Source organism: Cupriavidus sp. 2KB_3, assembly GCF_052115685.1.
Taxonomy (GTDB): domain Bacteria; phylum Pseudomonadota; class Gammaproteobacteria; order Burkholderiales; family Burkholderiaceae; genus Cupriavidus; species Cupriavidus campinensis.
The window spans coordinates 77621-104017 of record NZ_JBFRHD010000008.1 but is presented as its reverse complement, the minus strand read 5'-3'; the positions used below and the strand labels follow the sequence as shown (position 1 = coordinate 104017).

The 26397-nt window shown below is 69.0% G+C and carries 22 protein-coding genes; 8 read left to right on the top strand and 14 right to left on the bottom strand.

The annotated features are described in order from the left end of the window. Positions 1-70: 70 nt before the first annotated feature. The gene (locus AB4120_RS10730; protein ID WP_441642219.1) at positions 71-949 is read left to right on the top strand and encodes a dimethylarginine dimethylaminohydrolase family protein; all 879 of its coding nucleotides are present in this window, start codon (positions 71-73) and stop codon (positions 947-949) included. Between the two features lie 13 nt (positions 950-962). Next, the gene (locus AB4120_RS10725; RefSeq protein WP_262389475.1) at positions 963-2012 is read left to right on the top strand and encodes an ornithine cyclodeaminase; all 1050 of its coding nucleotides are present in this window, start codon (positions 963-965) and stop codon (positions 2010-2012) included. Positions 2013-2142: 130 nt separating this feature from the next. Here the strand turns inward: AB4120_RS10725 and AB4120_RS10720 are convergent, their stop codons facing one another. The 5 genes from AB4120_RS10720 to AB4120_RS10700 form a co-directional block, all read right to left on the bottom strand. Next, complete coding sequence (locus tag AB4120_RS10720) at positions 2143-2742, bottom strand: helix-turn-helix domain-containing protein (RefSeq protein ID WP_144197371.1); 600 nt, start codon at positions 2740-2742, stop codon at positions 2143-2145. A 457-nt stretch (positions 2743-3199) separates the two neighbouring features. Beyond that, positions 3200-4570, bottom strand: a complete 1371-nt coding sequence (locus AB4120_RS10715; protein WP_222944696.1) for a sigma-54-dependent transcriptional regulator — start codon at positions 4568-4570, stop codon at positions 3200-3202. Next, entirely contained in the window at positions 4560-6482 is a 1923-nt protein-coding gene (locus AB4120_RS10710; protein ID WP_441642218.1) for a sensor histidine kinase, read from the bottom strand. Before AB4120_RS10710 ends, AB4120_RS10715 begins: the two co-directional genes overlap by 11 nt. Positions 6483-6711: 229 nt before the next feature. Next, positions 6712-8022, bottom strand: coding sequence for a dicarboxylate/amino acid:cation symporter (locus AB4120_RS10705; protein WP_149136575.1), 1311 nt, complete (start codon positions 8020-8022; stop codon positions 6712-6714). A 239-nt stretch (positions 8023-8261) separates the two neighbouring features. Further along, positions 8262-11006 carry a diguanylate cyclase gene (locus tag AB4120_RS10700; protein WP_441642217.1) on the bottom strand — a complete coding sequence of 915 codons (2745 nt, stop codon included), beginning with the start codon at positions 11004-11006 and terminating at the stop codon, positions 8262-8264. 326 nt (positions 11007-11332) lie between these two features. Between AB4120_RS10700 and AB4120_RS10695 the strand changes: the two genes are divergently transcribed. The 4 genes from AB4120_RS10695 to AB4120_RS10680 all read left to right on the top strand — a co-directional run bounded on the left by AB4120_RS10695 (position 11333) and on the right by AB4120_RS10680 (position 15640). Beyond that, positions 11333-12214, top strand: a complete 882-nt coding sequence (locus AB4120_RS10695; protein ID WP_149136574.1) for a c-type cytochrome — start codon at positions 11333-11335, stop codon at positions 12212-12214. A gap of 229 nt (positions 12215-12443) precedes the next feature. Further along, a complete protein-coding gene (locus AB4120_RS10690; RefSeq protein WP_092298240.1) occupies positions 12444-12902 on the top strand; it encodes a (2Fe-2S)-binding protein in 459 nt (152 codons plus the stop codon). A gap of 13 nt (positions 12903-12915) precedes the next feature. Beyond that, entirely contained in the window at positions 12916-15183 is a 2268-nt protein-coding gene (locus AB4120_RS10685) for a molybdopterin cofactor-binding domain-containing protein (protein ID WP_441642216.1), read from the top strand. A gap of 172 nt (positions 15184-15355) precedes the next feature. Further along, positions 15356-15640: a winged helix-turn-helix domain-containing protein gene (locus AB4120_RS10680; protein WP_149136572.1), complete on the top strand. Its 285-nt coding sequence runs from the start codon at positions 15356-15358 to the stop codon at positions 15638-15640. Here the strand turns inward: AB4120_RS10680 and AB4120_RS10675 are convergent. Further along, complete coding sequence (locus AB4120_RS10675) at positions 15637-16512, bottom strand: DUF1653 domain-containing protein (protein WP_262389666.1); 876 nt, start codon at positions 16510-16512, stop codon at positions 15637-15639. The two genes, AB4120_RS10680 and AB4120_RS10675, sit on opposite strands and share 4 nt — an antisense overlap. A 252-nt stretch (positions 16513-16764) precedes the next feature. Between AB4120_RS10675 and groES the strand changes: the two genes are divergently transcribed. Together groES and groL are read left to right on the top strand one after the other, a co-directional pair. Then, positions 16765-17055: a co-chaperone GroES gene (groES, locus tag AB4120_RS10670; protein ID WP_008644494.1), complete on the top strand. Its 291-nt coding sequence runs from the start codon at positions 16765-16767 to the stop codon at positions 17053-17055. A 37-nt stretch (positions 17056-17092) separates the two neighbouring features. Beyond that, positions 17093-18736, top strand: a complete 1644-nt coding sequence (gene groL, locus AB4120_RS10665) for a chaperonin GroEL (protein WP_144197379.1) — start codon at positions 17093-17095, stop codon at positions 18734-18736. A 127-nt stretch (positions 18737-18863) separates the two neighbouring features. Here groL and AB4120_RS10660 read toward each other — a convergent pair whose 3' ends face one another. The 8 genes from AB4120_RS10660 to AB4120_RS10625 all read right to left on the bottom strand — a co-directional run bounded on the left by AB4120_RS10660 (position 18864) and on the right by AB4120_RS10625 (position 26385). Then, positions 18864-19652 carry a metallophosphoesterase gene (locus AB4120_RS10660; protein WP_149136571.1) on the bottom strand — a complete coding sequence of 263 codons (789 nt, stop codon included), beginning with the start codon at positions 19650-19652 and terminating at the stop codon, positions 18864-18866. 176 nt (positions 19653-19828) lie between these two features. Then, positions 19829-20881: a TadG family pilus assembly protein gene (locus AB4120_RS10655; protein ID WP_441642215.1), complete on the bottom strand. Its 1053-nt coding sequence runs from the start codon at positions 20879-20881 to the stop codon at positions 19829-19831. Positions 20882-20907: 26 nt separating this feature from the next. Then, positions 20908-21393 (bottom strand): TadE/TadG family type IV pilus assembly protein, encoded by a 486-nt coding sequence (locus tag AB4120_RS10650; protein ID WP_149136570.1) that lies wholly within the window; start codon positions 21391-21393, stop codon positions 20908-20910. Between the two features lie 17 nt (positions 21394-21410). Then, positions 21411-22355 (bottom strand): type II secretion system F family protein, encoded by a 945-nt coding sequence (locus tag AB4120_RS10645; protein ID WP_149136569.1) that lies wholly within the window; start codon positions 22353-22355, stop codon positions 21411-21413. A gap of 52 nt (positions 22356-22407) precedes the next feature. Beyond that, the gene (locus AB4120_RS10640) at positions 22408-23385 is read right to left on the bottom strand and encodes a type II secretion system F family protein (protein ID WP_149136568.1); all 978 of its coding nucleotides are present in this window, start codon (positions 23383-23385) and stop codon (positions 22408-22410) included. 9 nt (positions 23386-23394) lie between these two features. Next, positions 23395-24807, bottom strand: coding sequence for a CpaF family protein (locus AB4120_RS10635; RefSeq protein WP_149136567.1), 1413 nt, complete (start codon positions 24805-24807; stop codon positions 23395-23397). Positions 24808-24840: 33 nt separating this feature from the next. Further along, positions 24841-26034 (bottom strand): AAA family ATPase, encoded by a 1194-nt coding sequence (locus tag AB4120_RS10630; protein WP_149136566.1) that lies wholly within the window; start codon positions 26032-26034, stop codon positions 24841-24843. Positions 26035-26073: 39 nt separating this feature from the next. Further along, positions 26074-26385, bottom strand: coding sequence for a hypothetical protein (locus AB4120_RS10625; protein WP_149136565.1), 312 nt, complete (start codon positions 26383-26385; stop codon positions 26074-26076). Positions 26386-26397 lie beyond the last annotated feature (12 nt).

Below are 26397 nucleotides of genomic sequence, written 5' to 3'. Positions count from 1 at the left end.
CTGGCTATTTGTTGGCGTGGACGGGCATCAGAATGCACCCACGGCAGCCACATCAGACAAAGGAGCCCCCGTGACCGACCGCCCGACCATCCTCCTCATCGCCCCCACGTTCTATGACGTGTCCTACAGCATCAACCCGTGGATGGACCCCGCGGCCTGGGCGCGCGACCCGCGCGGCATGCATCGCCAGGCCCGGGCGTCGTTCGACGCGCTCCACGCCGCGCTGACCGCCGCCGGGTTTGCGGTCGAGGTGGCCGAAGGGGCGCCGGGTCAGCCCGACATGGTGTTCCCGGCCAACGCGGCGGTCGTGCTCGACGGCAAGGCCGTGCTGGCACGCTTCCGCTACCCGCAGCGCCGGGGCGAGGAAGCGCCGTTCGCGGCCATCTTCGAGGCGCTGCGCGCGCGCGGCCTGCTCGACAGCGTGACCACGCTGCCCGAGGGCTGTTATCAGGAAGGGGCGGGCGACTGCATCTGGGACGCGCATCGCGGCCATTTCTGGGCCGGCTTCGGCCCGCGCTCCTCCCGGGAGGCCGCCGATGTCATGGCCGCGCAGTTCGGCCAGGAGGTGGTGGCCCTGGAGTTGGCCACCGAGCAAAGCTATCACCTCGACGTCTGCTTCTGCCCGCTGGCCGGCGGCGAGGTGCTCTATTACCCGCCCGCCTTCTCGGCGGCGGCGCTGCGCCTGCTGCACGCGCGTGTGCCGGCGGCGCTGCGCATCGAGGCCACCGAGGACGACCTGCGCCACTTCAGCGTCAACGCCGTGAATCTGGACGACCAGGTGGTGATGACCCGCACCACGGCGCATCTGCGCGGCGAACTGGGCCGGCGTGGCTACCGGCTGCACGAGGTGGACCTGTCGCCGTACATGCTCTCCGGCGGCGGAGCCTACTGCATGACGCTGCGCCTGGATCGCACCAGCACGCCCGCGCGCCGCGCCGTGGCCGCATGACCAGGAGACCGCCATGACGCCCAGGATGACAACCTTCCTCGACGCCGCCGATGCCGCCACGCTGGTGCGCCGCATTGGCGTCGCCCGGGCCATCGGCGAGGTGGCCGAGCACGTCCGGCATGACTTCCTGCGCTGGCCCGCCTTCGAGAAATCGGCCCGGCTGGCCAGCCATTCGCCGGTAGGCGTGATCGAGCTGATGCCGGTCAGCGACGGCACCCAGTTCGCCTTCAAGTACGTCAACGGGCATCCCGGCAACGCGCAGCAGGCACTGCCGACGGTGATGGCCTGCGGCATGCTGGCCGACGTGCGCACGGGTTTCCCGCTGCTGCTGGCCGACCTGACGCTGGCCACGGCCCTGCGCACGGCTGCTACCTCGGCGCTGGCGGCGCGCGCCATGGCCCGGCCCGGCGCGCGCACGATGGCGCTGGTCGGCAATGGCGCGCAGGCCGAGTTCCAGTCGCTGGCCTTCCACGCCCTGCTTGGCGTGCGCGAGATCCGCGCCTACGACATCGACCCGGCCGCCACCGCGCGGCTGGTGCACAACCTCGCCGGCGTGGCGGGTCTGTCGATCGTGCCGGTGGGGTCGATCTCCGCCGCACTGGCTGGGGCCGACATCGTGACCACGGTGACGGCCGACAAGACCCACGCCACCATCCTCACGCCGGACATGATCCGGCCCGGCATGCACCTGAACGCCGTGGGCGGCGATTGCCCGGGCAAGACCGAACTGCACGCAGACATCCTCCACGCCGCGCGGATCGTGGTGGAGTACGCCCCGCAGTCGCGCATCGAGGGCGAGATCCAGCAATGGCCCGAGGCGCCGGTGCAGGAGTTGTGGGAAGTGCTGTCCGGCGCCGCACCGGGCCGGGTGTCGGCGGACGACGTGACGATCTTCGATTCGGTGGGATTCGCGCTGGAGGACTACGCCGTGCTGCGCTGGCTCCATGCCGCCGCGCGCGCGCATGGCGTGGGGCGGCCGATCGCGCTGGTGGCGCTGCCGCCAGACCCGCGCGACCTGTACGGCTGGATGATGGCGTCCTGCCAGGAAGCCGTGGCAGCGTGAAGGGGTGCGTGAGGGGGCGTGAGGGGTGCGGGCGGGGTGCGGGCGGGGGAGTGTACGGGGCTCTTACTTAATACCGGACGGGTCGATGGGCTCCCCGCTCCCGAAGGAGCAGGGGAGTCAGTCCGGGCGCTCAGGCGCCCACGCGCCCCATCATCAGCTGCGCGCGCAGGAAGCCCTTGATCTCTTCCAGCGACGGCGTCTTCAGGAACACCATGATGCCCCATTGCTGGAGCGCATCGGCCACGCCGTCATAGGCCTGGCGGTTGGTGATGACGGCGAAGATCACGCGTTGCCGGGCGAAGAAGTTCTGGAGCTTCTCGATGATCGCCGACTCGGCGTCGTTCAGCTCTTCCACGTAGTAGAGCACCACGCGCGGCCGGGCATCGACCGAGGTGATGACCGTGTCGACCACGTCCTCGAGCACCTGGCTCTTGAGCGGCAGCGACCACTTGCCCAGCTGGGCGCTGATGCGCTGCGCTTCCTGGTGGTTCGGGTGGAACACCACGAGGTCGAGATCGTGCTCGGCGGCCATGTCGGGCGCGGCGCGGCTCGCCAGCAGGCGGTGGACAGTTTCCTTGTGAATGCGCCGATGGCCGCCGTTGGTCTTCCACGCGCCCAATTCGCCGCGTTCGACCATTTTCTGGACGGTGCCCAACGAGACGTTGAGAAGTTTTGCCGCAGTCCGCGTGCTGTAGTAGGGCTTTTCAGCCAGTTCCGGATCCAGTTTCATCCAATCACCCGTAGTGTCGATCGGCAGCACGGCGCCAGTTGCTCGCCGCGTGGCACCCTCGGACGCGCCACGCCGTTTTGATCCGGGCTGCCGGATTTACTGACCCTGACATTTGCGACCCGCTCCCCGGCCGGTCTTTGTTGCTTTTTCCCGCGCCCGGGCTCAGGTGCCCATGCACGGTGTTGGAACCTGGCAGTCTGTGCCGCCTGTTAGCGTTCCGCCATGCCAATAGTATGGCTTCAACGCGCTGTGCCGCCACGGGGAAATCCGCGATTGGCGTCACACTTTTGTTGTTTAACGTACATCGGGCAGCTTCGGTGGACGGCACCAACGCTGTCGGTTCGCATTCTCGCCGGCATTTTTGCCCGCGAGCCAGTCCCAGCGCACCTCTCAAGGGACACGGCGGCAGCGCGGCAGTTCCCCGTTCGGTACATTCGATACATTGATGCCGACGGCGTTACCCTTTTTCGTGCAGTCCGTACTTCCTGACCTTGTCGAACAAGGTGGTCTTGGCCACGCCCAGCGCCTCGCCGGCGCGGCTCAGGTTGCCGTCGTGGCGGCGCAGCGCATCGGCAATCAGCGCGCGCTCGAACTGCTCCACCGCCTGGGGCAGCGGCAGCGCGTGCGGCGCGGCGCCGCCCTGGGCCGGGTCGCAGCCCAGCCCGAGCACGTGGCGTTCGGCCAGATTGCGCAGCTCGCGCACATTGCCGGGCCAGGGGTAGGCCACCAGCCGCGCCAGTTCGGCCGCCGTGGCCGGCACGGCCTCGCGCTCGAAGCGCAGCGCGGCCTGGGCGACAAAATGCTCGAACAGCTGCGGCACGTCCTCGCGCCGCTCGCGCAGCGGCGGCAGGGCCAGCGTCACCACGTTCAGCCGGTAGTACAGGTCGGCGCGGAACTGGCCGGCGTCGGCCAGCGCGCGCAGGTCCGCCTTGGTCGCCGCCACCACGCGTGCGTTCACCGGCACCGGCAGGTTGGAGCCCAGCCGCTCCACCACGCGCTCCTGCAGCACGCGCAGCAGCTTGATCTGCATCGGCATGGGCATGCTCTCGATCTCGTCGAGGAACAGCGTGCCGCCGTCGGCATGCTCGATCTTGCCGATGCGGCGCCGCGCGGCGCCCGTGAACGAGCCGGCCTCGTGGCCGAAGATCTCCGATTCGAACAGCTGTTCGGGCAGGCCGCCGCAGTTGATCGGCACGAAATGGCGCGCGCGCCGGCCGCTGGCTTCGTGCAGGCAGCGCGCCACCAGTTCCTTGCCGGTGCCGGTCTCGCCGTGGATCAGCACGTTGGCGGCGGTGTCCGCCAGGTCGGCAATCATCTGGCGCAGCCGGCCGATGGCGGGGGAGTCGCCGATCAGCCGAGCGGACAGCGCCTCGCGCCCGGCCAGCCGCGCGCGCAGTTCGGCCACTTCCAGCGCCAGCCGGCGCTTGTCTAGCGCGCGGCGGCACGTGGCTACCAGCCGCTCGGGCGAGAACGGCTTCTCGAGGAAGTCGTACGCGCCTTGTTTCATGGCTTGCACGGCCAGCGACACGTCGCCGTGACCGGTGATCATGATGACCGGCAGCGAGGCGTCGCGCGCCATCAGCTCGCGCAGCAACGCCATGCCGTCGGCACCGGGCAAATGGATGTCGCTGACGACGATGCCGGCGTAGCCGGCCTGCACCTCGCGCAGCGCGGCCTCGGCGCTGGGCACGGCGCGCGTGGCCATGCCCTCGAGCCGCAGCGCCTGCTCGCAGCCCAGCCGCACGTCCGGGTCGTCCTCGACGATCATCACCGTCATCGCGGTCATGCCGGCCGTCATGGCGTCCGGCTGCGGTGCCTCAGCCGACATGGCGCGCCTCCGGCCCGGCCTCTGGCAGGGCGAGCGTAAAGCAGGCGCCGCCCTCGGGATGGTTGATCGCGGTCAGCGTGCCGCCGTTCTCGTTCAGGATGCCGGCGGACAGTGTCAGGCCGAGGCCCAACCCCTCGCCAGCCGGCTTGGTCGTGAAGAACGGCTCGAACAGCCGCGCGAAGGCCGCCTCGGACAGCCCCGGGCCGCTGTCGCGCACGGTCAGGTGGACCAGCCCGCCGCTCTGGTAGGCGTGCAGCGAGAGCCGCGGCGCGGCGCGGCCACCCATCGCGGTCATCGCATCGAGCGCATTGCCGACGAGGTTGACGAGCACCTGCTCAAGCCGGTTCGGGTCGCAGGCCACCATCAGATGCGGATCGATGTCGCGCTCGATGGCCGGCGCCACCGCTGCGATGCGCGTCTCCAGCAGGAACAGTGCGTTGTCCACCGCCTCGGCCAGCCGGGCCGTGCCGCGCTGGCCCACCGAGGGGTTGCGCGCGAAGGACTTCAGCGCGCCCGTGATGCGTCCCATGCGGTCCACCAGCCCGATGATCTTGCCGAGGTTTTCCTGCGCCGTGGCGTGGTCGCCGCGTTCGAGGAACTTGCTGGTATTGCCCGAGAGCGTGCGCAGCGCCGCGAGCGGCTGGTTCAGTTCATGGGCGATGCCGGCCGACATCTGGCCCACCGCGGCGAGCTTGCCGGCCTGCATCAGCCCATCCTGTGCCTGGCGCAGGAAGGTCTCGGTGCGGGTGCGTTCGGCCACTTCGGCATGCAGTTGCTGGTTCGCGGCGGAGAGGTCGGCGGTGCGCTCGGCCACCTTGCGTTCGAGTTCACTGTTGGCCGCCTCCAGCGCCGCGCGCGCCGCCAGCCGCTCGCTGACGATGCGCCGCCGCACGTTCCACGCCGCCCCGAGCAGCAGCACGAAGGCCGCCAGCACGCCGGCCAGCGCCGCACTGTTGAGCGCGGCCACGCGGGCCTGCGAGGTGTTGGTCAGCAGCGTCAGGTTCCAGTCGGTGCCCGGCAGGGCGAGGTGCTGGGCCAGCATCGGCGGGCCCTGGCGCAGCCGCACCAGCGCGTCGCCGCCTTCGCTCGGGCCGGGGCCGAGTTCGCGCACCGTGGTCAGCGCCAGCGGGGGCAGCGGGGCGCGGTTGTACTGGAGCGAGCGGTCCAGCTTCTCGCGCTGGGCCGGCGCCAGCGGGCGCAGCGCGGCCAGCTTCCAGGACGGATCCGAGGCCAGGATCACCACGCCGTTCTCGTCGGTCAGCAGCATCTGGCTGTCATTGCCCTGCCAGCGGTTCTCGAGCGGCTCCAGGCCGATCTTGACCACCGCCACGCCCACCGGCTTGTCGCGGTCGCCTAGCGGCGCGGAGAGGTAGTAGCCAGACTCGCTGCGCGTGGTGCCCACGCCGTAGAAGCGGCCCAACTGGCCTTCGATGGCGCTGCGGAAGTAGGGGCGGAAGCTCAGGTCTTCGCCGAGGTAGCTGTCGGGACGCTGGAAATTGCTGGTGGCGAGGACCTTGCCGCGCGCATCGAGGATATAGACCACGCGGGTGCCGGCCCGGCCGTTCAGCGCGGCGAGGTAGGCGTTGGCGGCGGCCACGCGTTCGGGGTTGCCCGGCTGGCGCAGCAATCCCTCGACGCGGGCATCGAGCGAGAGCAGGCTCGGCACGTAGTCGAAGCGGGCCAGTTCGCTCTCCAGCGTCTGGGCGTACAGGCGCATCTGCACCTGGCCGCGCTCGGCCTGGCGGCTCAGTGCGGTGTCATAGGTCAGGCGATAGCCGAGCCAGCCCGCAGCCGTTACCAGCGCGGCCAGGGCCAGCAGGGCGACGATCGGCGCGGCGCGGCGCCAGGGCGAGGTGCCGCCGCCCCCGCCAGGAGCGAGGCCGGTATCGGCGGAAGACAGGGGGCCGGTCATGAGGAATTCTGTGAGGCGGATGCACAGCCACCAGGTGACGCCGACACCGCATTCCGCGTGCGCGGATCGGGCCGGATCGGCGGCGAGGCACACGTTTTACCATACCCCGCCCACCCCTCGCCCAAATGCCGGCCAAATGCGGGCCAAATCGGGCCGGCCCGAAGCCCCGGTAAACGCAAAAAGGCCCGGCCGCCTGATCGGCAACCGGGCCCTGGCACGCCTGGCCGGCTTACTTGCTGGCCAGCGCCTGAACGGGTGTCAGGCCGGGGTTGCTGTCCGCCGAGGTGTCGTCCTCGTCGGAAAGATCCGGCGCGCCGATCGCGCCTTCGCTTTTGGCGACGACGGTCGTGGCAATCGCATTGCCAAGTACATTGGTCACGGTACGGCCCATGTCCAGGATGTGATCGATCCCCAACACGAGCAGGATGCCGGCCTCCGGCAGGCCGAACATCGGCAGCACGGCGGCCACCACCACCAGCGAGGCACGCGGCACGCCGGCGATGCCCTTGCTGGTCACCAGCAGCACCAGCAGCATGGTGATCTGCTGCGTAAGCGAGAGCTGGATGCCGTACACCTGCGCCACGAACAGCGCGGCGAACGAGGTGTACATGATGGAGCCGTCCAGGTTGAACGAGTAGCCGAGCGGCAGCACGAAGCCCGTGATGCGCGGCTTCACGCCGAAGCGCGTGAGCTGCTCGATCACCTTCGGGTAGGCCGATTCGCTGCTGGCCGTGGCGAAGCCGATCATCAGTGGCGCGCGCAGCTGGCGGATCAGGCGGAAGATGTCGCGGCCCAGGAAGTAGTAGCCGCCGGCAATCAGCGCCACCCACAGCAGCGCCAGCGCCAGGTACAGGCTGCCCAGCAGCTTGGCGTAGATGGTCAGCACGCCCAGGCCCTGCGCCGTGATCACGGCGGACACCGCGCCGAACACGCCGATGGGCGCGAACGCCATCACGTAGTTGGTCACCTTCAGCATCACGTGGCCGAGGCCGTCCACGCCCTGCAGCACCGGCTTGCCGATGCCGTCCTTGAGGGTGCCAAGCGCGAAGCCGAAGAACAGCGAGAACACCACGATCTGCAGGATCTCGTTGGTGGCCATGGCCTCCACGAAGCTCTTGGGGAACATGTGCGCGATGAATTCGCGCAGGTTCAGCGCCCCGGTCTTCAGGTTCGAGGCGGCGTCCGCGGCCGGCAGCGGCAGGTTCATGCCGTGGCCCGGCGCCAGCAGGTTGGCCATCACCAGGCCCAGCAGCAGCGAGGTGATCGAGGCGCCCAGGAACCACGCCATCGCCTTCAGGCCGATGCGGCCGACCGCCTTGCCGTCGCCCATGCCGGCGATGCCGGCGACCAGCGTGGCGAACACCAGCGGGCCGATGATCATCTTGATCATCCGCATGAAGATGTCGGTGAGGATGGAGAAGTGATCCGCGATCGATTTCGCGGTGGCGGCGTCGGGCGCCAGGTGGTGGGCAGCGGTGCCGGCCAGAACGCCGAGCAGCATCGCGATGAAGATCAGTGTGGGCAGTCGCTTCATTGTCATCGTCAGTACATCCTCCTTGGGGTCGGGCACGTAGGCGTCGCGCCCTGACAGCGGCGCCTAGGCGTGCACGAGGCGTGCCAGCGCGGCGGCCCCCAAGGGAGGGTGTAAGTCGATGAATAAAAAGGGAATTTCGATGTGGCGGCGGCGCGGCGTTCGGAAATCCGGACAGCCGGGCGGCAGGGCCATTCGGAAATCCGAACGGCAGGGCGGGCCGGTGTGATGCCGGCGCCCCAAGGGTGTCAGGCCGTGTCCGCCTCGCGCTCCCACGACTCGAGCAGTTGCTCCACCGGCACCGGCCGGCCGATCACATAGCCCTGCGCGTAGTCCACGCCAATCGCGCGCAGCGTGCCCAGCGTCTCCTCGTCCTCCACGGACTCGGCCACGGTCTGCACGCCGAGCCGGTGGCCGATATCGTTGATCGAACTGACGATCTCGCGGTCCACCACGCTGCCGGTGAGGTTGCGGATGAAGCTGCCGTCGATCTTGAGGTAGTCCACCGGGAACTGCTTCAGATAGGAAAACGACGAAAGGCCGGCGCCGAAGTCGTCCAGCGCCACGGTGCAGCCGGTGCTGCGCATCTCGGCCACCAGCCGGCTGGCGGCGGTCATGTTATTGATCAGCGCGGTCTCGGTGATCTCCAGCCGGATGCGGCTGGCGGGCAGCACGGAGTCGCGCAGGGCGTCGTGCAGGAAGGGCAGCAGGAACGGCTCGCCCAGCGAGTTGGCCGACAGGTTGATCGACACCGACAGCCCCGGCACCGCCGCCAGCCGCCGCCCGTACTGGTGCAGCACGTTGCGGATCACCCAGCGGTCGATGTGGCCCATCAGGTCGTAGCGCTCGGCCGCCGGGATGAAGGCGCCGGGCATGATCAGCGTGCCTTGCTCGTCCACCATGCGGACCAGGATCTCGACGTGCCGGCCCTGTTCGCCCTCGCGCAGCGAGCGGATTTCCTGGGCGTAGAGGCGGAAGCGGTTGGCGTCGAGGGCCGAATGGATGCCGGCGGCCACCTCCAGTTCGCGGTGGTGGCGGCGCGCGTCGCTCTCGTCGCGCCGATAGACCGAGACCCGGTTGCGGCCGGCGGCCTTGGCGGCGTAGCAGGCCACGTCGGCGCGGCTCATCAGCTCGCCCACCGGCGGGGCGTCGGCGTCGATGGCGGCGATGCCGATGCTCGCGCCCACATCGTAGACACGGCCTTCCCACGGGAAGCGGCGTTCGTGCACGGCGTCGATGACCTTCTGGCACACATGCTCGGCATGGTCCACCGAGCAGTCCTTGAGCAGCAGCGCGAATTCGTCGCCGCCCAGCCGGGCGAGCAGGTCGTCGGGGCGTACGTGGTGGCGGATCACATAGCCCAGTTCGCGCAGCAGCACGTCCCCGGCGCCGTGGCCGGCGGTGTCGTTGACGATCTTGAAGCGGTCCAGGTCGATAAAGCACAGCGCGGCGCGGTGGCCGTGCAGCCGGGCGGCCTCGCAGGACTCGCGCAGGCGCTTTTCGAACCAGGCGCGGTTGGGCAGGCCGGTCAGGGCGTCGTGGGTGGCCGAGTGGGCCAGTTCGCGCTGGAGCGCCCGGGAGGTGGTGATGTCCTGGAACACCAGCACGGCGCCCAGCACGCCGCCGTCATTGGTCAGCACCGGCGCGGCGGAGTCCTGCACGTCGTGGCGCTCGCCGGTCAGGCTTTGCAGCACGGCGCCTTCCTGGAGGTAGGCCGGGCGCAGGGTTTGCAGACACTGCTCCACCGGGCTGGGGATGGTCACGCCGGTGATTTCATCGACGATGCGGAAGACCTGCTCGAGCGGCTGGCCCATCGCGGCGTCCAGGCTCCAGCCGGTAAGCTGCTCGGCGATCGGGTTCATGAAGGTCACGCGCATCACGCGGTCCGTGCAGATCACCGCGTCGCCGATCGAGCGCAGGGTGATGTGCAGCCGCTCCTTCTCCTCGAACAGCGCGCGGTTCAGGCGGCGCTGCTCGGTGATGTCCCAGTTCGTGCCGACCAGGGCGCGCGTCATGCCGCGGCGCGTGGGGGTGCCTGCGCTGGCGCCGCCGCCGGTGCCGCCTTCATCCTCATCGTCGTGGTGCGAGACCATGGCCATGGCGCGCACGTGGCGTACCTCGCCGGTGGGGCATACCACGCGGTATTCGGTGTCGAAGCGGTGCACGCCGCGAATCGCCTGGCGCATCTCCGTGCTGACGCGGCTCACGTCCTCGGGGTGCAGCATGGCGATCCACTGCGCCAGCGTGGGCGCGCCCAGCTCCACCGGGGTGCCGTGCAGCGCGTGCATGCGGGCATCCCAGGTGATGGTGGCGTTGGTGAAATCCCATTCCCAGATGCCCACGCCGCCGGCTTCCACGGCCAGTTCCATGCGGCGCGCCAGTTGTTCCATGCGCTCGTGGTCCAGCTTGCGGCGGTGGATGTCCTCCACCTGGGCGATGTAGTGGTCCGGGTGGCCGGTCTGCTCGTTGCGCACCATCGACACGGCCAGCAGCGCCCAGCGGTAGCGGCCGTCCTTGTGGCGGTAGCGCTTTTCCATGCGGTAGGCGTCGATCTCGCCGGCGGTCAGGCGCTCCAGCTGGCGCAGGTCGGCGCCCAGGTCGTCCGGGTGAGTGATCAGCTGGAACGGGGTCTCGCGGAACTCCTCGGGCGTGTACCCGAGCAGCTCGCACATGGCGCGGTTCACCAGCTGCCAGCGCCCATCCAGCCCGACCAGCGCCATGCCGATGGCCGAATGCTCCAGCGCCTGCCGGAAGCGCTGCTCGCTGCTGCGCAGGTTGGCGCGGCTCTTGCGATTCTGCGCGCTCATGAAGGCGATGCAGGCGGGGAAGACCGTCACCAGCGCTGCCGAGACCAGCAGCTCGTGGCCGGCCCAGATGGCTGCCACCCCGCCGAGCGTGCACAGTGCCAGCAGCCCGCCCTGCAGCGGCCGCCGCCACGGGGCAGCCGCCGGGGGCGGGGGTTGGAGGGGGTTCGCGGCCGTCTCTGGCGTCATGTCTTGTGTTGTCGATGGCTGCCCCTGTGCATCAGGGGGCGGTCCGGGGTACGGCGGGCGCCGGCGCAATGGTCGCACCCCTGCCCAGCGTATGGCGCAATGTAATCGTTCTGCGGGGCGGACCAGCCCCGAGATACGAGGCATGGCGGGGCGTTGTTGGGGCTGGCGCTCGGGCGCATTTTTTGGTAAGGGGGGTGGGGAAGACCCGATGCCGGGGCCGGTCGGCGTCTGTATCATCGCGCACAGAATCCGCGCCCCGATCCGGCTGCAATCAGGCCGGGGCGGGCCGCGCGGCGGCCGTGCTTCCGCCACGGAGAGGGGAACCCATGGATATTGCGCGATTCTTCCGCATCGCCAGTTCGGCGTCGATTGCTTTCGTTGTCGTGGTGGCGGTGGCCGTGGGCAGTACCTATTGGTGGGGCGGACGCAAGCTCGCGCGGACGGTGAACGTCAGCGTGGCCCCGGTGACGATTCCCACCGACGCCGCCGCCATTGCCCATGGCAAATATCTCTACGAATCGCGCGGCTGCATGGACTGCCACGGCGCCAAGGGTGCCGGCAAGCAGGTCTTCGACGAGCCGAACGGCCTGCGCGTGCGGGCGCCCGACATCACCCAGGCCAACCCCGACGTCGCCAGATACCGCCCCGAGGACTGGGACCGCGCCATCCGCCACGGCGTGGCGCAGTCCGGCCGGCCGCTGCTGATCATGCCGAGCGAGGATTACAACCGGCTTTCAAATGAGGACTTCGGCGCGCTGGTGGCCTACGTGCGCAGCCTGCCGCCGGCCAATGGGCAGCCCGCCGAAGTGCGCTTCCCGTGGTTCGCGCAGGGGCTGTACGGCGCAGGCGTGATCCGGGACGCCGCCGAGAAGATCAACCATGACCTGCCCCCCGCGCCGGCCATTGCCGCCGGGGTGACGCCGGCCTATGGCCAGTACATGGCCAACGCCTGCATGGGCTGCCATGGCGGCGACCTGCGCGGCGGCCATATCCCCGGCGCGCCGCCCGACTGGCCGCCGGCCGCCGACCTGCGCCCGACCGGCGTGATGAAGCGCTACCCCCAGCCGGACCAGTTCGTCGCCATGATGCGCACCGGCAAGCGCCCCGACGGCACCGACGTGAGCCGGGTCATGCCGTTCTCGTCGTTCGCCAAGATGAACGACACCGACCTCAACGCGCTGCATCTCTATTTGTCCGCGACTAAATAGAAGGTAGAAGGGGCGCACTACTAATTAGCAGGGGGCCAGCAAACCTCGGTTTCGCCCCATCCCGGTGCACGTCAACCCATGTGCGGGGCCGACGCACGTTTCTCGAATTTGTTCTATCCTCCGTGGGCACCGCCGGGTGGCCAGGGATCCCGTGCCACGTTGCATGCCAACGAGCCCGGCGGTGCGATGCAAGAAGACTAAGGGCAACGCACCCAAGGAGTTCCCCGCAATGACTACCCTCACCCTCAACGGCAAGACCGTGGACGTGGACGCCGATCCGTCCACGCCACTGCTCTGGGCCCTGCGCGACAACCTCGGCATGACCGGCACCAAGTTCGGCTGCGGCATGGCCGCCTGCGGCGCCTGCACGGTCCACATCAACGGTCAGGCCACGCGCAGCTGCGTGATGCCGATCTCGGCCGTCGCCGGCAGCAAGGTCGGCACCATCGAATCGATGCCGGACGACAAGATCGGCCGCGCCGTGCTCGACGCCTGGCTGCGCCACGACGTGGCCCAGTGCGGCTACTGCCAGAACGGGCAGGTGATGAGCGCCGTGGGCCTGCTGCGCAGCAAGCCGCGCCCCACCGACGCCGACATCGACCAGGCCATGGCCGGCAACATCTGCCGCTGTGGCACCTATCAACGGATTCGCGCGGCCATCAAGGATGCCGCCCGGGCCATCGCCTGAGCGGGGAATCATCATGCGAATTCGTGGCATTGAAGCATTGGCCGGCGGCAGCGGCGCGCCGGTGACCGAGGCGTCCGCGCCGGCCGAAGGCATTGCACCGCTCTCGCGGCGCAGCTTCCTGAAGCTGGGCGGGATGGCCGGCGGCGGGCTGGCGATCGGAATTGGCGGGATGGCCGGCCTCAGCTCGGTCGCCCAGGCAGAGGAGGGCGCGCCCAAGGCGCCGTCCGCGCCGCAGGCGTTCCTGATCATCGCCCCGGACAACACCGTGACGGTGGCCGTGAACCGGCTCGAGTTCGGCCAGGGCGTGCAGACGGCCCTGCCGATGGCGCTGGCCGAGGAACTGGACGTGGACTGGAAGAACGTGCGCGCGGTGCTGGCGCCGGCCGGCGATGCGTACAAGGACCCGGCCTTCGGCATCCAGATGACTGGCGGCTCCACGGCGCTGAACCACTCGTTCCAGCAGTACCGCGAACTGGGCGCGCGTGCCCGGGCGATGCTGATCTCGGCGGCGGCGCAGCAGTGGAAGGTGGACCCGGCGAGCTGCAGCACGTCGCTGGGCGTGGTCACGTCCGGCAGCCATCGCGCGACGTATGGCGAGCTGGCCAACGCCGCCATGGGCCTGCCCGTGCCGGCGCAGGTCACGCTCAAGGACCCGGCGCAGTTCCGCATCGTCGGCAAGCCCACGCCGCGCCTGGATTCGGCCGCCAAGCTGCACGGCGACGCCGTGTTCGGCATCGACACCCGGCTCAAGGACATGGTCGTGGCCGTGGTGGCCCGCCCGCCGCGCTTTGGCGGCAAGGTCAAGTCGTTCAACGCCGACCGCGCGCGCAAGATCAAGGGCGTGGTCGATGTGATGCTGGTGCCCGTGGACCGTGGCGGCAGCGGCGTGGCCGTGGTGGCCGACGGCTACTGGCCCGCCAAGACCGCGCGCGAGGCGCTGGAGATCGTCTGGGAAGACAGCGGCTCGACGGTGAGCACCGCCGCGCTGTTCGACCAGTACAGCAAGCTGGCCACGCAGCCGGGCACGGTGGCGAAGCCGCTGGAGGGCATCGACGCCTCGCTCAAGGGCGCGGCGAAGGTGATCGACGCCGAATACCGCCTGCCGTACCTGGCCCACGCGCCGATGGAGCCGCTCAACTGCACCATGCAGGCCGAGGTGGCCGGCAACAAGGCCACGGCGGTAAAGGTGTGGGTGGGCTCGCAGTTCCAGACCATCGACCAGGCCGCCATCGCCCGCACGCTGGGGCTGGCGCCGGAGAAGGTCACGCTGAACACGATGATGGCTGGCGGCGGCTTCGGCCGGCGCGCGGTGCCGACCTCGGACTATCTGGTCGAGGCCGCCAACGTGCTGCGCACGTGGATCGGCAACGGCCACACCGAGCCGCTCAAGGTGATGTGGAGCCGTGAGGACGACATCAAGGGCGGCTACTACCGGCCGCTGCACGTGCACCGCGCGCGTATCGGCGTGGACGCCAAGGGCGGCGTGGTGGGCTGGCAGCACACCATCGTCGGCCAGTCGATCATCGCCGGCACGCCGTTCGAGCCGATGATGGTCAAGAACGGCGTGGACGCGACGATGACCGAAGGCATCGTCGAGAACGACTACGACCTGCCGCTGCAACTGGCCGTGCACCATCCGAAGGTGGACGTGCCGGTGCTCTGGTGGCGCTCGGTGGGCAACACGCACACGGGTTTCGTCAAGGAGACGCTGGCCGACGAGATGGCCACCGCCGCCAAGCAGGACCCCGCGGCGTGGCGCCTGGCCCGGCTGGACCCGCAGAAGCACGCCCGGCACCGCGCCGCGCTGCAACTGGCGGTGGACAAGTCCGGCTACGGCAAGAAGAAGCTGCCGAAGGGGCATGCCTGGGGCGTGGCCGTGCACGAGTCGTTCGGCTCGGTGGTGGCCTATGTGGTGGACGTGTCGGTGGTCAAGGGTGAGCCGCGCGTGCACCGCGTGACCGCCGGCGTGCATGCCAACCGCGTGGTCAATCCGCTCTCGGCCGAGGCGCAGATCCAGGGCGGCTGCGTGTTCGGGCTGTCGATGATCCGACCCGGGTTTGCCATCGAGATCGAGAACGGCGCGGTGAAGAACAGCAACTTCCCCGACTACCCGCCGCCGCGCATGCCGGACGCCCCGCAGGTGGACGTGTTCTTCGTCCCCTCGCAGGACAACCCGACCGGCCTGGGCGAACCGGGCGTACCGGCCATCGCGCCGGCGGTGGCCAACGCGCTGTTCCGCCTCACGGGCAAGCGCCAGCGCCAGTTGCCGTTCGTGGTCTGAGGCGGGGCCCGGCGGGTCCGGGCCGTTCGCATCGTCTGAGTCAGGCCCCGCAGCCAGGTCCATGTCGCCCCGCTTCCCGTGCCACGGGGGGCGGGGCGAATGCCGTCCAGGCTTGCGTTTGCCCCGTTACCGCGCTACAAACCAGTGCATACACGACGACACGGGGTTGGACATGGCCACTCAGGAAAGCGCGCTGACGTTTGCGCTGCTCGCCGTGCCCGCGCGCGCGGCCATCTGCCGCGCCTTGCTCGAGGCGGGCGACGACGGCCTGCCGGCCGACCAGCTCGCCCGGCTTGCCGGGCTCACCCTCCATCGCGCGGCCCATCACTTCGGCGAGATGGTGCAGGCCGAGGTACTTGTCCTCGTGATTCGCGACCGCCGGGTCGGCTATGTGCTCAAGGCGCGCCGCGAGGTGCGCGAGGCGCTGAGCTACCTCGACAGCAGCGGACTCGACTAGGCCTGGGGCAGGGCGGCTGCAATCCGGGCGATGATCCGGGCGATATTGTCGCGCGCGGGTTGCTCGGCATCGGCAAAGGCGGGGGTCAGGAACAGCCGCTCGCGCTGCGCCAGCGTGGTGAGGAATCCCACGCGGCGCGCCATGAAGGCGGCGTGCAGCGCCGCGCCCGCCAGCCCGGTGCGGCGGGCCAGCAGCGCGCGGTTCTCCTCGAACACGGCGGCCGTGTAGGCATCGAACGCCTCGGCGGGGGCCGCCAGCCGGTACAGGTCCAGATCGAGCACCGTGGCCGCGTCGGGCGTGGTCGGCGCGTGCGTGCGGGTGTCCAGGACGATCTGCATGGCCTGGCGCACCACGTCGGCGTCCACATCGCTCGCCATGTTTTCGATCAACGCCGCCGAAGCGGCTTCGTTGTGCTCGCAGCCGGGCACGTACACCGCGTCATGGAACAGCACCGCCAGCGCCTGCGCCGGGCTCAGCGCGATGCCACGGGCGTGCGCGACATCGAACATCTCCAGCACATGGGCGCGGTCGTGGTAGCGGCGGTAGGGCGCTTCATAGAGCGCCAGCGCCTGGAGCACGGCCTGGCGCGGCAGGAAGCCCAGGCAGTCCAGCGCTGCCGGCCAGTCCGGCGCGAAGCGGGGCACTTCGCCCGCCTCGGTCCGCACTGGCTCGGTGAAGACTTCCGCCGTGCGCACCCACAGGATCGAGCGGTCGCGCATCGACTCGTAGACCACCACGGGCGCCAGGTCGGCCTCGAAGCGGCCCAGGCCGGTCACGCGGTAGGCGCCGCCCTTGTAGTGGCGGTAGGGCATGCCCGGCACGAGGTCCGGGTCGTTCGGCATCGGCATCGGCATGGGCATCAGCATCGGCATCGGAAAGGGATTCGCCAAGATATAGACTCCACGGTTGCGGCGGATCATAAGCTATGCTATAGGGTAAACCCTTGCATAGGGAAACCCCGTATTCAGCCCTTGTCTTGAAAACGACAACCCTCGTCCCTATAATTAGCACTCCCCGGGGGTGAGTGCTAACAGAGCCCTCGCGGTACCCGAAAACTCGTTGGCCGTCGCCTTCAGACGGCCATTTGTGAATCAAAACTCACTTTTTTGTACCTAGGAGTCCGTATGAACCTGCGTCCTCTGCACGACCGTGTGATCGTGAAGCGTCTGGACAATGAAACCAAGACCGCATCCGGCATCGTGATTCCCGACAATGCTGCCGAGAAGCCCGATCAAGGCGAAGTCCTCGCCATCGGCCCCGGCAAGAAGGATGACAAGGGCAACAACATTGCCCTCGACGTCAAGGTGGGTGACCGCGTGCTGTTCGGCAAGTATGCCGGCCAGGGCGTGAAGGTGGATGGCCAGGAACTGCTGGTCATGCGCGAAGAAGACATCATGGCCGTGGTCAACAAGTAATCCACGCGTCACTCGTACAGATCAGGAGAAACAGAACATGGCAGCAAAAGACGTAGTGTTTGGCGACGCCGCCCGTGCCAAGATGGTCGAAGGCGTGAACATTCTCGCCAACGCAGTGAAGGTGACCCTGGGCCCGAAGGGTCGCAACGTGGTGCTGGAGCGCAGCTTCGGCGGCCCGACCGTGACCAAGGACGGCGTGTCCGTGGCCAAGGAAATCGAACTGAAGGACAAGCTCCAGAACATGGGCGCGCAGATGGTCAAGGAAGTGGCTTCCAAGACCAGCGACAACGCCGGTGACGGTACCACCACCGCTACCGTGCTGGCCCAGTCGATCGTCCGCGAAGGCATGAAGTTCGTGGCCGCCGGCATGAACCCGATGGACCTGAAGCGCGGCATCGACAAGGCTGTCGGCGCTGCCGTGGAAGAGTTGAAGAAGCTGTCCAAGCCCACCACCACCAGCAAGGAAATCGCCCAGGTTGGCGCGATCTCGGCCAACAGCGACGCCTCGATCGGCGAGCGCATTGCCGAAGCCATGGACAAGGTTGGCAAGGAAGGCGTGATCACCGTGGAAGACGGCAAGTCGCTGGCCGACGAGCTGGAAGTCGTGGAAGGCATGCAGTTCGACCGCGGCTACCTGTCGCCGTACTTCATCAACAACCCGGAAAAGCAGGTTGTTGCCCTGGACAGCCCGTTCGTGCTGCTGTTCGACAAGAAGGTGTCGAACATCCGTGACCTGCTGCCGGTGCTGGAGCAAGTGGCCAAGGCTGGCCGTCCGCTGCTGATCATCGCCGAAGACGTCGAGGGCGAAGCCCTGGCAACGCTGGTGGTGAACAACATCCGTGGCATCCTGAAGACCGCCGCCGTGAAGGCCCCGGGCTTCGGCGACCGCCGCAAGGCCATGCTGGAAGACATCGCCATCCTGACCGGCGGTACCGTGATCGCCGAGGAAATCGGCCTGACGCTGGAAAAGGCCACGCTGCAGGACCTGGGCCAGGCCAAGCGCATCGAGATCGGCAAGGAAAACACCATCATCATCGACGGTGCCGGCGACGGCTCGGCCATCGAAGGCCGTGTGAAGCAGATCCGCGCCCAGATCGAGGAAGCCACCTCGGACTACGACCGTGAAAAGCTGCAAGAGCGCGTGGCCAAGCTGGCCGGCGGTGTTGCCGTGATCAAGGTTGGCGCTGCCACCGAAGTCGAAATGAAGGAAAAGAAGGCACGCGTGGAAGACGCGCTGCACGCCACCCGCGCTGCCGTGGAAGAAGGCATCGTCCCCGGCGGCGGTGTGGCCCTGCTGCGCGCCCGCGCTGCGATCTCGGCCCTGCAAGGTGAAAACCCCGACCAGAACGCCGGTATCAAGATCGTGCTGCGCGCCATGGAAGAGCCGCTGCGCCAGATCGTGCTGAACGCTGGTGAAGAGGCTTCGGTCGTGGTGGCCAAGGTGATCGAAGGCAAGGGTAACTACGGTTACAACGCTGCCTCGGGCGAGTACGGCGACCTGGTGGAAATGGGCGTGCTGGACCCGACCAAGGTGACCCGCACCGCGCTGCAGAACGCCGCCTCGGTGGCTTCGCTGATGCTGACCACGGACTGCGCCGTGGCTGAATCGCCGAAGGAAGAGTCGGCTCCGGCCATGCCGGGCGGCATGGGCGGCATGGGCGGCATGGACGGCATGATGTAAATCACGCCGGACCAGACGGGGCCTCCGGGTCTCGTCAACGTCTGAAAAGAAACCCCCGCGGGCGCAAGCTCGCGGGGGTTTTTGTTTTGGGGGCGGAGGGGGCGGAGGGGGCGGAGGGGGCGGGGGTCTAGATCTCCACCACCCGCCCCCAGTCAAACACCGGGTTCTCCGGGTTCCCCGTACGTCTCGATATATACCCGCGCGGGTTGCAGACTACGCGGGACTGGTCGATCCAGTAGTCGAAGCTGGTGTGGGTGTGGCCGTGGATCCAGAGGTCGGCTTGCGCCACCAGGTCGGGGCGGCGGGAGAGGAAGCCGGCGGAGACGATGTCGTGGGCGTAGCGGGGGTCCAGGCTGCCGAGGTCGGGGCCGTGGTGGGTGACGACCACGGTCTTGCCGTCGAAGGGTTCGGCCAGCGTGTCCGTCAGCCAGGCGGTGGCCGCGCGGTGGCGGGCCAGGGCGTCGGCGGGGGTGTAGGGGCGGTGCTGGCCGGCCGCGTCGGTGGTCTCGATCAGCCGGTGGTCCACCACCACGCGGGCGCAGGCCTGCATGGCGTCGTCGGCGCGGTCGGTGCCGTAGAGGCAGTAGTCGGTCCACCAGGTGGTGCCGATCACGCGCACCGGGCGGCCGTCAGCATCGGCGTACTCGGCCACGGCGCCGTTGAGCAGCGCCACGTTGGGCGCCGCCTCGGCCGCTTCGGCCATCAGGCGGTCCACGGTGTCGAAGTTGTTCTCGTAGTACTCGTGGTTGCCGGGCACGTAGACCACCGGCACGTCGAAGGTGCGGGCGGCCCAGTCGATGCCGTCGCGGCCGTTGGCGATGTCGCCGGCCAGGATCACGAGGTCCGCCGCGCACGCGGGGACGGCGTCGGTCTGGTTGTGCTCCAGGTGGATGTCGCTGAGGATGCGCAACTTCATGGGGGCTCCCGGACTCGCCATGTGGGTGTGCGGTCGATTCTTCAAAAAAAAGACAGCCTGGTCAAGACCAGGCTGCAAAAGAGGAGCCAGGGGGGCCTCGGCGCTGCTCATGGGGGGCAGCGCGAGGGGCTGGCCGTGCCCGGGAGACCCGGCCGTGCCACTGGCTCCTTTCCTGGCTAGTGGGCCAGTCGCGGGGGGACGTAGCCGCCGTAGTACGGACCGACGCCGCCGCCGCTGTTCGTGACCTTGAAGTTGGGGATGAAGTAGCCCTCGATGTACTTGCCGCTGCCGCCCACCGAGGCGGTGATATGGAACGCCGCGAACGCGGTAATCGGCCCGAGCGAGCCCGGGTTGAGCGACGAGGTGACCGGCAGCAGGTAGTCCTGGTTGACCCCGACATAGTTGTAGTTCGAGGTCTTGGTGCCGTCCTGCATCCAGATCTGGTCGCCGATGGCCACCGGCGCCGGGTTGCCGGTCTGGATCAGGTCGCGCGTGGCGGTGGCGCTGTTGTCGGTGGACTTGAACGTGGTCCACTGGCCCGATTCGCACGGCCCGTAGTGGTAGGCGGAACCGATGCGGAACACATAGGGCTTGTTGGTGGCCGGATCGAGCTTGGGCTGGTTGGTGGCGCTGTCCCAGAAGTTGTTGTACAGGCACTGGCTCAGCGCCACCGGGAACAGCCCGCCATTGCCGATGATGCCCGGCGCCGCGATCACCGCCACGGCGGTGGCCGTGGTGCTCGCCGCGGCACCGTCGAAGATCTGCGCCAGCAGGGTCGGCACCGGCCCGCCGTTGCTGCCCGCGCCGCGGCTGATGGTCACCTGCACCGCGGGCACGTCATTGGACGTCGGCGTGATGTCCTGCGGCTGGAGCCCGGCCGGCGTGCCGGTCAGGTTCCAGTAGCCGGCCTGCACCGTGCCGCTGGTCAGCGTGACCCCGGCGGCCTTGTTCAGACTGATGGCGTTCGTGCCCTTGGTGACGCCGATGGTCCAGGCGGGCTTGGGATTGGCCGGGAACAACCCGGCCGCCCCGGCCAGCGCGGCAGCGTCGGCGGCGTTCTGCAACTCGTTGCGGACGATGGCCAGATGGGCCACATCCACCGCCAGCGCGCCCACCGACAGCACCGAGATCAGCATGAACGGCATCATGATGCCGACGGCGCCGCGCTGGCGCTGCCGGCGGGTCGGTCGGGCGCGTGGCGGGTTCTGCTGCAGGGTTTCCTGGCGCATGGCACACCTCCTGTCTCTGGATTGGGCTACTCGCACAGCATGGTGGTGAGCGCGTTGATCGTCAGCGGCCCGGTGAAGGGCCGGATCAGCGGGCCGAGCAGCAGGCCGTTGAACGTGTACGACACCTGCACGGTCAGCGCGGTCCCGGTCGATGCGCATGGCGAGACCGTCAGCGGGAAGGTGCAGGTGGCGGCGGCGCCATAGGTGACCAGCTTGTTGGTGCAGTAGTTGAGCGCCACCTGCTTGATCTGGGTGCTGGTCATTGCCGGGGACTTCAGCACCACGCCGGCGCGGGCGGCCTCGCGGCTGGCGTTGGTGACTACGGACTTGTCATAGAGCGCGGTGCCGAACTCGATCACGCCGAACACGATGAACAGCAGCAGCGGAAAGATCAGCGCGAATTCCACGGCGGCGGCGCCGGCGTGGCGCGGGCCGCCCGGCTGGCGGTGCCGGGGGAGAGGGCGGCGAAGGGGGCGAAGCGGGCGAAGGGGGCGGTCGGCAGGTGGGCGCATGGCGGTCTCCGGCGGGGTCAGTTGCTGGCCACGCTGCGCAGGGCGGTGACCACCTGGATGGCGGCCGGCCCGAGCAGCACCACGAACAGCGACGGGAAGATGCAGAAGATCAGCGGGAACAGGATCTTGGTGCCGATCTTGGCCGCGCGCTCCTCGGCCAGCGAGTGGCGCTTGGTGCGCAGCATGTCCGAATGCACGCGCAGCGAGTCCGCCACGCTGGTGCCGAAGCGGTCCGCCTGGATCAGCATCGCCACCAGCATGCTCACATCCTCCACGCCGGTGCGCGCCGACAGGTTGCGCAGCGCCTTGTCACGCGGCAGGCCAGCGCGCAGTTCCAGCGTCAGCAGCTCGTATTCCTCGGCCATGGCCGGGCGGGCGGTGCGCATCTCGGCCACCACGCGCAGGATCGCGGCATCCAGGCTCAGGCCGGCTTCCACACAGACCATGATCAGGTCCAGGCTGTCCGGGAAGGACTCGAAGATATCGCGCTGGCGGCGGCGCACCTTCCAGCGCAGCGCGAAGTTGGGCAGGTAGAAGCCCGCCACCGCCACTGCGAACAGTCCTGTCATGAATTCGGACTGCCGCGCGGCCTCCACCTCGCCCACCAGCGCCACCCACAGCGCCATCGGCAGGCCGAACGCGAGCACGGTCTTGATGCCGAAGTAGAACGGAATCGCCTCGGGCGAGCGCCATCCTGCGTGGATGAAGCGCGTGCGCAGCGCGGAGTTCTCCCAGCCTTCCTTCGGCAGCGAGAGCTGCGCCAGCGGCCGGGCCAGCCGCTCCATCTGGCGCATCCATTCGCGGCGGCCGTCCGGGATCGGCGCGCCGCCGGGCGCCTCGCGCTCGATCTGGCCGAGCCGGCGTGCCACGGGGTTCGGGCGCATCACGATCATCGCGACCCAGACCGCGCCGAAGACGATGGCGAAAGTGACGCCCAACAGCAGGATCGTTGTGGTTGGCATGGTTGTCCGGGAATCTTCCCGCCTCGGTAATTGGGGTGCCTGAATGCCTGCCCTAGACGTGGATCCGCACGATCTGGCGCATCCACAGGATGCCCACGCAGGTCATGGCAACGGCGTACCAGAGCATCTGGATGCCGGTCGGGTCGGTCCACAGCGTGGCCATCATCTCGGGATTGATCTGGAACACGATGCCGCCGACCACCACCGGCAGCAGCGTCAGGATCCAGCCGCCGAGCCGGCCCTCGGCCGACAGCACGCGCACCTTGTCCAGCAGCTGCAGCCGCTTGCGGATCAGGCCGGCCACGTTGTCGAGGATCTCGGCCAGGTTGCCGCCGGATTCGCGCTGGATCAGTACCGCAATGACCAGGTAGCGCAGGTCTTCGATCGGTACCCGGTCGGTCAGGCCCGCCAGCGCGTCGTGCAGCGGAATGCCGTAGTTGATCTCGCCGAACACCAGTCCCAGTTCCGTGCCGATGGGCGCCGGCAACTCGTGGCCGGCCATGTCCAGCGCGCTGGGCAGCGAGTGGCCGGCGCGCAGCGCGCGGCTGATCAGGTCGGCGGCCTCGGGCAGCTGCGCTTCCAGCGTGGCGAGTCGCCGGGCCCGCTTGCGCAGCACGAACAGCAGCGGCAGCGTGCTCGCCGCGCCGGCCATCAGCAGCACGGCGTACCACGGCGCGTTCAGCGTCGCCAGCACCATGCCGACGAGGCTGGGCGCCGCCAGCGTGAGAATCAGGAAGCGCCCCACGGAAACATTCATGCCCGATTGCAGCAGCACGTGATCCAGTGCCTGCACGCGCGGCAGCCGCCGCAGCAGACGGGCCAGCGCCGGCGACTGGCTCATCACGCGCTGCTTGAGGATGCCGGCGTCCTGCCCGTGGCCAGCGCTGTTGAGCAGCGCCGCCTCCACGCGATGGCTGAAGCGCCGCGCGTGCTGGCTGTGATACGTGTTCCACCACAGGTAGGCGCCGATCCCGCCCAGCACAATGGCCAGGAACACCGACAGCGCGAAGGCGATCATCATCGGATTCATGGCGCGCTCCTAGACTTCGTGCTGCACGGCGGGGTCGAACAGCGCTTCCGGCAGGTGGATGCCGAAGGCCTGGAGCCGCTCGCAGAACTTCGGCCGCACGCCCGTGGCGCAGAAGTGCCCGCGGATGCGGCCGTCGCGCTCCACGCCCTGGCGGCGGAAGGTGAAGATCTCCTGCATGTTGACGACCTCGCCCTCCATGCCGGTGATTTCCTGCACGCTGACGAGCTTGCGGCGCCCATCGGTGAGGCGCGAGACCTGTACCACCACCGACAGCGCCGAGGTGATCTGCTGGCGCATGGTGCGCGTGGGCAGCGCCAGTCCGGCCATGCTGATCATGTTCTCAAGCCGCGTCAGTGCGTCGCGCGGCGTGTTGGCGTGGATGGTGGCCAGCGAGCCCTCGTGGCCGGTGTTCATCGCGTGGAGCATGTCCAGCGCCTCCGCGCCGCGCACTTCGCCCAGGATGATCCGGTCCGGCCGCATCCGCAGCGCGTTCTTGACCAGCGCGCGCTGGGTGATCTCGCCACGGCCCTCGATATTGGCGGGGCGCGTCTCCAGGCGCAGCACGTGCTGCTGACGCAGTTGCAGTTCCGCCGCGTCCTCGATCGTCACCACACGCTCGTCGGCTGGGATGAAGCCCGAGAGGATGTTCAGCAGCGTGGTCTTGCCGCTGCCGGTGCCGCCCGAAATCAGGATGTTGAGCTTGGCGCGCACCATGGCGTCGAGCAGCTGGGCCATCTCGTCGGTCAGCGTGCTCAGGCCGATCAGGTCCTTGACCTGCAGCGGGTTCACCGCGAACCGGCGGATCGAGAGCAGCGGGCCGTCGATGGCCGAGGGCGGGATGATGGCGTTGATGCGCGAGCCGTCCGGCAGGCGCGCATCGACCATCGGGCTCGATTCGTCGATGCGGCGGCCCATGCGCGACACCATCTTGTCGATCACGCGCAGCAGGTGGGCGTCGTCGAGGAAGGTCACGTCGGTCAGTTCGAGCTTGCCGCGCCGCTCCACGTACACGTGGCGGGCGGTGTTGACGAGGATGTCCGAGATGGTGGGGTCGGCCAGCAGCGGCTCGAGCGGCCCGTAGCCGAGCATCTCGTCCTGGACGTCCGAGACCAGGCGGCGCCGCTCCGACTCGTTCACCGGGTGGTTGCCTTCCTCGATGATCCGCTCCACCAGCTGCGCCAGCTCGCGCCGGACCTGTTCGGGCGGCATGTGCTGGAGGCGGCTGAGTTCCACGCGATCGACCAGCGTCTGGTGAATCTCCAGCGCCAACTGCTGGTAGGCGGGCGTCACCGCGCCCGAGCCGGCCGTGCCGCTGGCAGCGTGGCTGCCGTTGACACCATGCGCGGCGCCGCCATTGGCGCGCGCCACGCGCTCGGGCAGGGCTTCGCCGGCCTGGCGGAAGAGTTGTTCTCGCAGTGACATCTTGGACTCCTGGTGTCGCCGTGGCGGTGCCGGTCAGGCGCGCGCCGGGGCATGGACCTGATTGTTCTGGCCGAACAGCTTGCGCAGCAGGTTGTCGCGGCGCGGCTGGGTGTCGGGGTAGAGCTGCCGGGCCATGTCGGCCAGCGCGCGGGCGATGGCGCTGTTCGGCGCCAGTTGCGCCACCGGCACGCCCTGCTCGCTGGCGTCCCGGGCCGGGCCGGCATCGAGCGGCAGCACATGGGCCACGCGCACGCCGAAGGCGTCTTCCAGCGTGCGCTGGGCGATGCTGGCGTGCCGGTCATCGCCGTTGAGCACCAGGCGCACGCGGTCGGTGTGGTAGCTCAGCGACTGGCAGAGGTCGAACAGCCGGCGGCCCGCGCGCAGGTGGGCCAGGCTGCGGCGCATCACCGCGTAGATCAGGTTGCTGTGGTCCAGCACCACGAGGGTGGCCGGGTTGATATCCTGGCCGATGTCGAAGACCACCGCGTCGTATTGCTGGCGCGCCACGGCCAGGATGCGCTCCAGGTGCGCGGCCTTGATCTCGCCTGCCTTGATCGGGTCGCCGGCGGCGGGCACCACGTCGAAGCCGGGGCAGACGTGGGTCACGCAGGCGTCCAGCAGCGCGGCGTCGAGCCGGTCTACCTGGCGGCAGACATCCGACAGCGTGGCGGGCGGGGTCTGGTCGGTCATCAGGAAGGCGGCGTCTCCATATTGCTGGCTCAGGTCCACCAGCAGCACGCGCTTCTTGTGCCGGGTGGCCACCACGTGGGCGAAGTTGGCCGCCACGAAGGTGGTGCCGCTGCCGCCCTTGCAGGCGGTGAAGGCCAGCACCTGACCCTCGGCGCGGCCATTGCTGAGCGCGTGGCTGGTGCAGCGCTGGAGTTCGTCGCGGAACTCCTGGGCCTCTGGCGGCCAAGGCAGCACGCCCTGCACGCCGGCGCGCATGGCCCGCATCAGCAGGTCGGCGGACGGGTGCGCGGTCAGCAGCATGCACAGCGTTTCCGGATGCTCGGTGGTGATGCGGCGCAGCTGGACGATGTCGTCCGCGCCGACCTCGGGCGCGTCCACGATCAGCAGGTCGGTGCCGAGCGTGAGCGTGGGATCGGCCAGCGCGACGGCCGGCGTGGCTCGCACGCGCTGTACCACGTGGTTGGCGCTCTGGGCGATCAGGCCCGCCACGTAGTGCAGGTGCGCATCGTCGGCGGATACTACGGCGATCTTTGCCATGGCTTCACTCCTGGAAACAGCGTGCGGCGGCCGCGTGGCCTACCGTCCCATGTTGTTGAGACCGCCGGAAGCGCCCACGCCGATCGTGAAGGCGTTGGCGTCGGACTGCGGCGCGCGGAACTGGGTGCCGTAGCGGTCCATCGCCGCCGTGGCGGCGCGCCCGTCGATGCCCGTCACGGGGTCGGTGTTGTTGGAGGCATCGGGGTTCAGGATCTGCATCGCCCGCAGGGTCCGTACGGCGTCGCCGAACTGCTTGTCGTACATCGGCGTGGTGGCCATGCAGCCGGAGAGACCCGCGACGGTGCCGAGCAGGGCCGCGAGCGCGGCGGGGCGAAGGAAGTTGGTCGTCATGATGTGCTCCTG

Excerpts from the sequence above, each read along its gene's own strand:
- groES (WP_008644494.1), top strand. The coding sequence starts at position 16,765 with ATGAACCTGCGTCCTCTGCACGACCGTGTGATCGTGAAGCGTCTGGAC.
- AB4120_RS10650 (WP_149136570.1), bottom strand. The coding sequence starts at position 21,393 with ATGCGCCCACCTGCCGACCGCCCCCTTCGCCCGCTTCGCCCCCTTCGC.
- AB4120_RS10645 (WP_149136569.1), bottom strand. The coding sequence starts at position 22,355 with ATGCCAACCACAACGATCCTGCTGTTGGGCGTCACTTTCGCCATCGTC.
- AB4120_RS10630 (WP_149136566.1), bottom strand. The coding sequence starts at position 26,034 with ATGGCAAAGATCGCCGTAGTATCCGCCGACGATGCGCACCTGCACTAC.
- AB4120_RS10710 (WP_441642218.1), bottom strand. The coding sequence starts at position 6,482 with ATGACCGGCCCCCTGTCTTCCGCCGATACCGGCCTCGCTCCTGGCGGG.
- groL (WP_144197379.1), top strand. The coding sequence starts at position 17,093 with ATGGCAGCAAAAGACGTAGTGTTTGGCGACGCCGCCCGTGCCAAGATG.
- AB4120_RS10695 (WP_149136574.1), top strand. The coding sequence starts at position 11,333 with ATGGATATTGCGCGATTCTTCCGCATCGCCAGTTCGGCGTCGATTGCT.
- AB4120_RS10690 (WP_092298240.1), top strand. The coding sequence starts at position 12,444 with ATGACTACCCTCACCCTCAACGGCAAGACCGTGGACGTGGACGCCGAT.
- AB4120_RS10700 (WP_441642217.1), bottom strand. The coding sequence starts at position 11,006 with ATGACGCCAGAGACGGCCGCGAACCCCCTCCAACCCCCGCCCCCGGCG.
- AB4120_RS10640 (WP_149136568.1), bottom strand. The coding sequence starts at position 23,385 with ATGAATCCGATGATGATCGCCTTCGCGCTGTCGGTGTTCCTGGCCATT.
- AB4120_RS10725 (WP_262389475.1), top strand. The coding sequence starts at position 963 with ATGACGCCCAGGATGACAACCTTCCTCGACGCCGCCGATGCCGCCACG.
- AB4120_RS10685 (WP_441642216.1), top strand. The coding sequence starts at position 12,916 with ATGCGAATTCGTGGCATTGAAGCATTGGCCGGCGGCAGCGGCGCGCCG.
- AB4120_RS10705 (WP_149136575.1), bottom strand. The coding sequence starts at position 8,022 with ATGACAATGAAGCGACTGCCCACACTGATCTTCATCGCGATGCTGCTC.
- AB4120_RS10660 (WP_149136571.1), bottom strand. The coding sequence starts at position 19,652 with ATGAAGTTGCGCATCCTCAGCGACATCCACCTGGAGCACAACCAGACC.
- AB4120_RS10625 (WP_149136565.1), bottom strand. The coding sequence starts at position 26,385 with ATGACGACCAACTTCCTTCGCCCCGCCGCGCTCGCGGCCCTGCTCGGC.
- AB4120_RS10675 (WP_262389666.1), bottom strand. The coding sequence starts at position 16,512 with ATGCCGATGCTGATGCCCATGCCGATGCCGATGCCGAACGACCCGGAC.
- AB4120_RS10655 (WP_441642215.1), bottom strand. The coding sequence starts at position 20,881 with ATGCGCCAGGAAACCCTGCAGCAGAACCCGCCACGCGCCCGACCGACC.
- AB4120_RS10715 (WP_222944696.1), bottom strand. The coding sequence starts at position 4,570 with ATGTCGGCTGAGGCACCGCAGCCGGACGCCATGACGGCCGGCATGACC.
- AB4120_RS10720 (WP_144197371.1), bottom strand. The coding sequence starts at position 2,742 with ATGAAACTGGATCCGGAACTGGCTGAAAAGCCCTACTACAGCACGCGG.
- AB4120_RS10635 (WP_149136567.1), bottom strand. The coding sequence starts at position 24,807 with ATGTCACTGCGAGAACAACTCTTCCGCCAGGCCGGCGAAGCCCTGCCC.
- AB4120_RS10680 (WP_149136572.1), top strand. The coding sequence starts at position 15,356 with ATGGCCACTCAGGAAAGCGCGCTGACGTTTGCGCTGCTCGCCGTGCCC.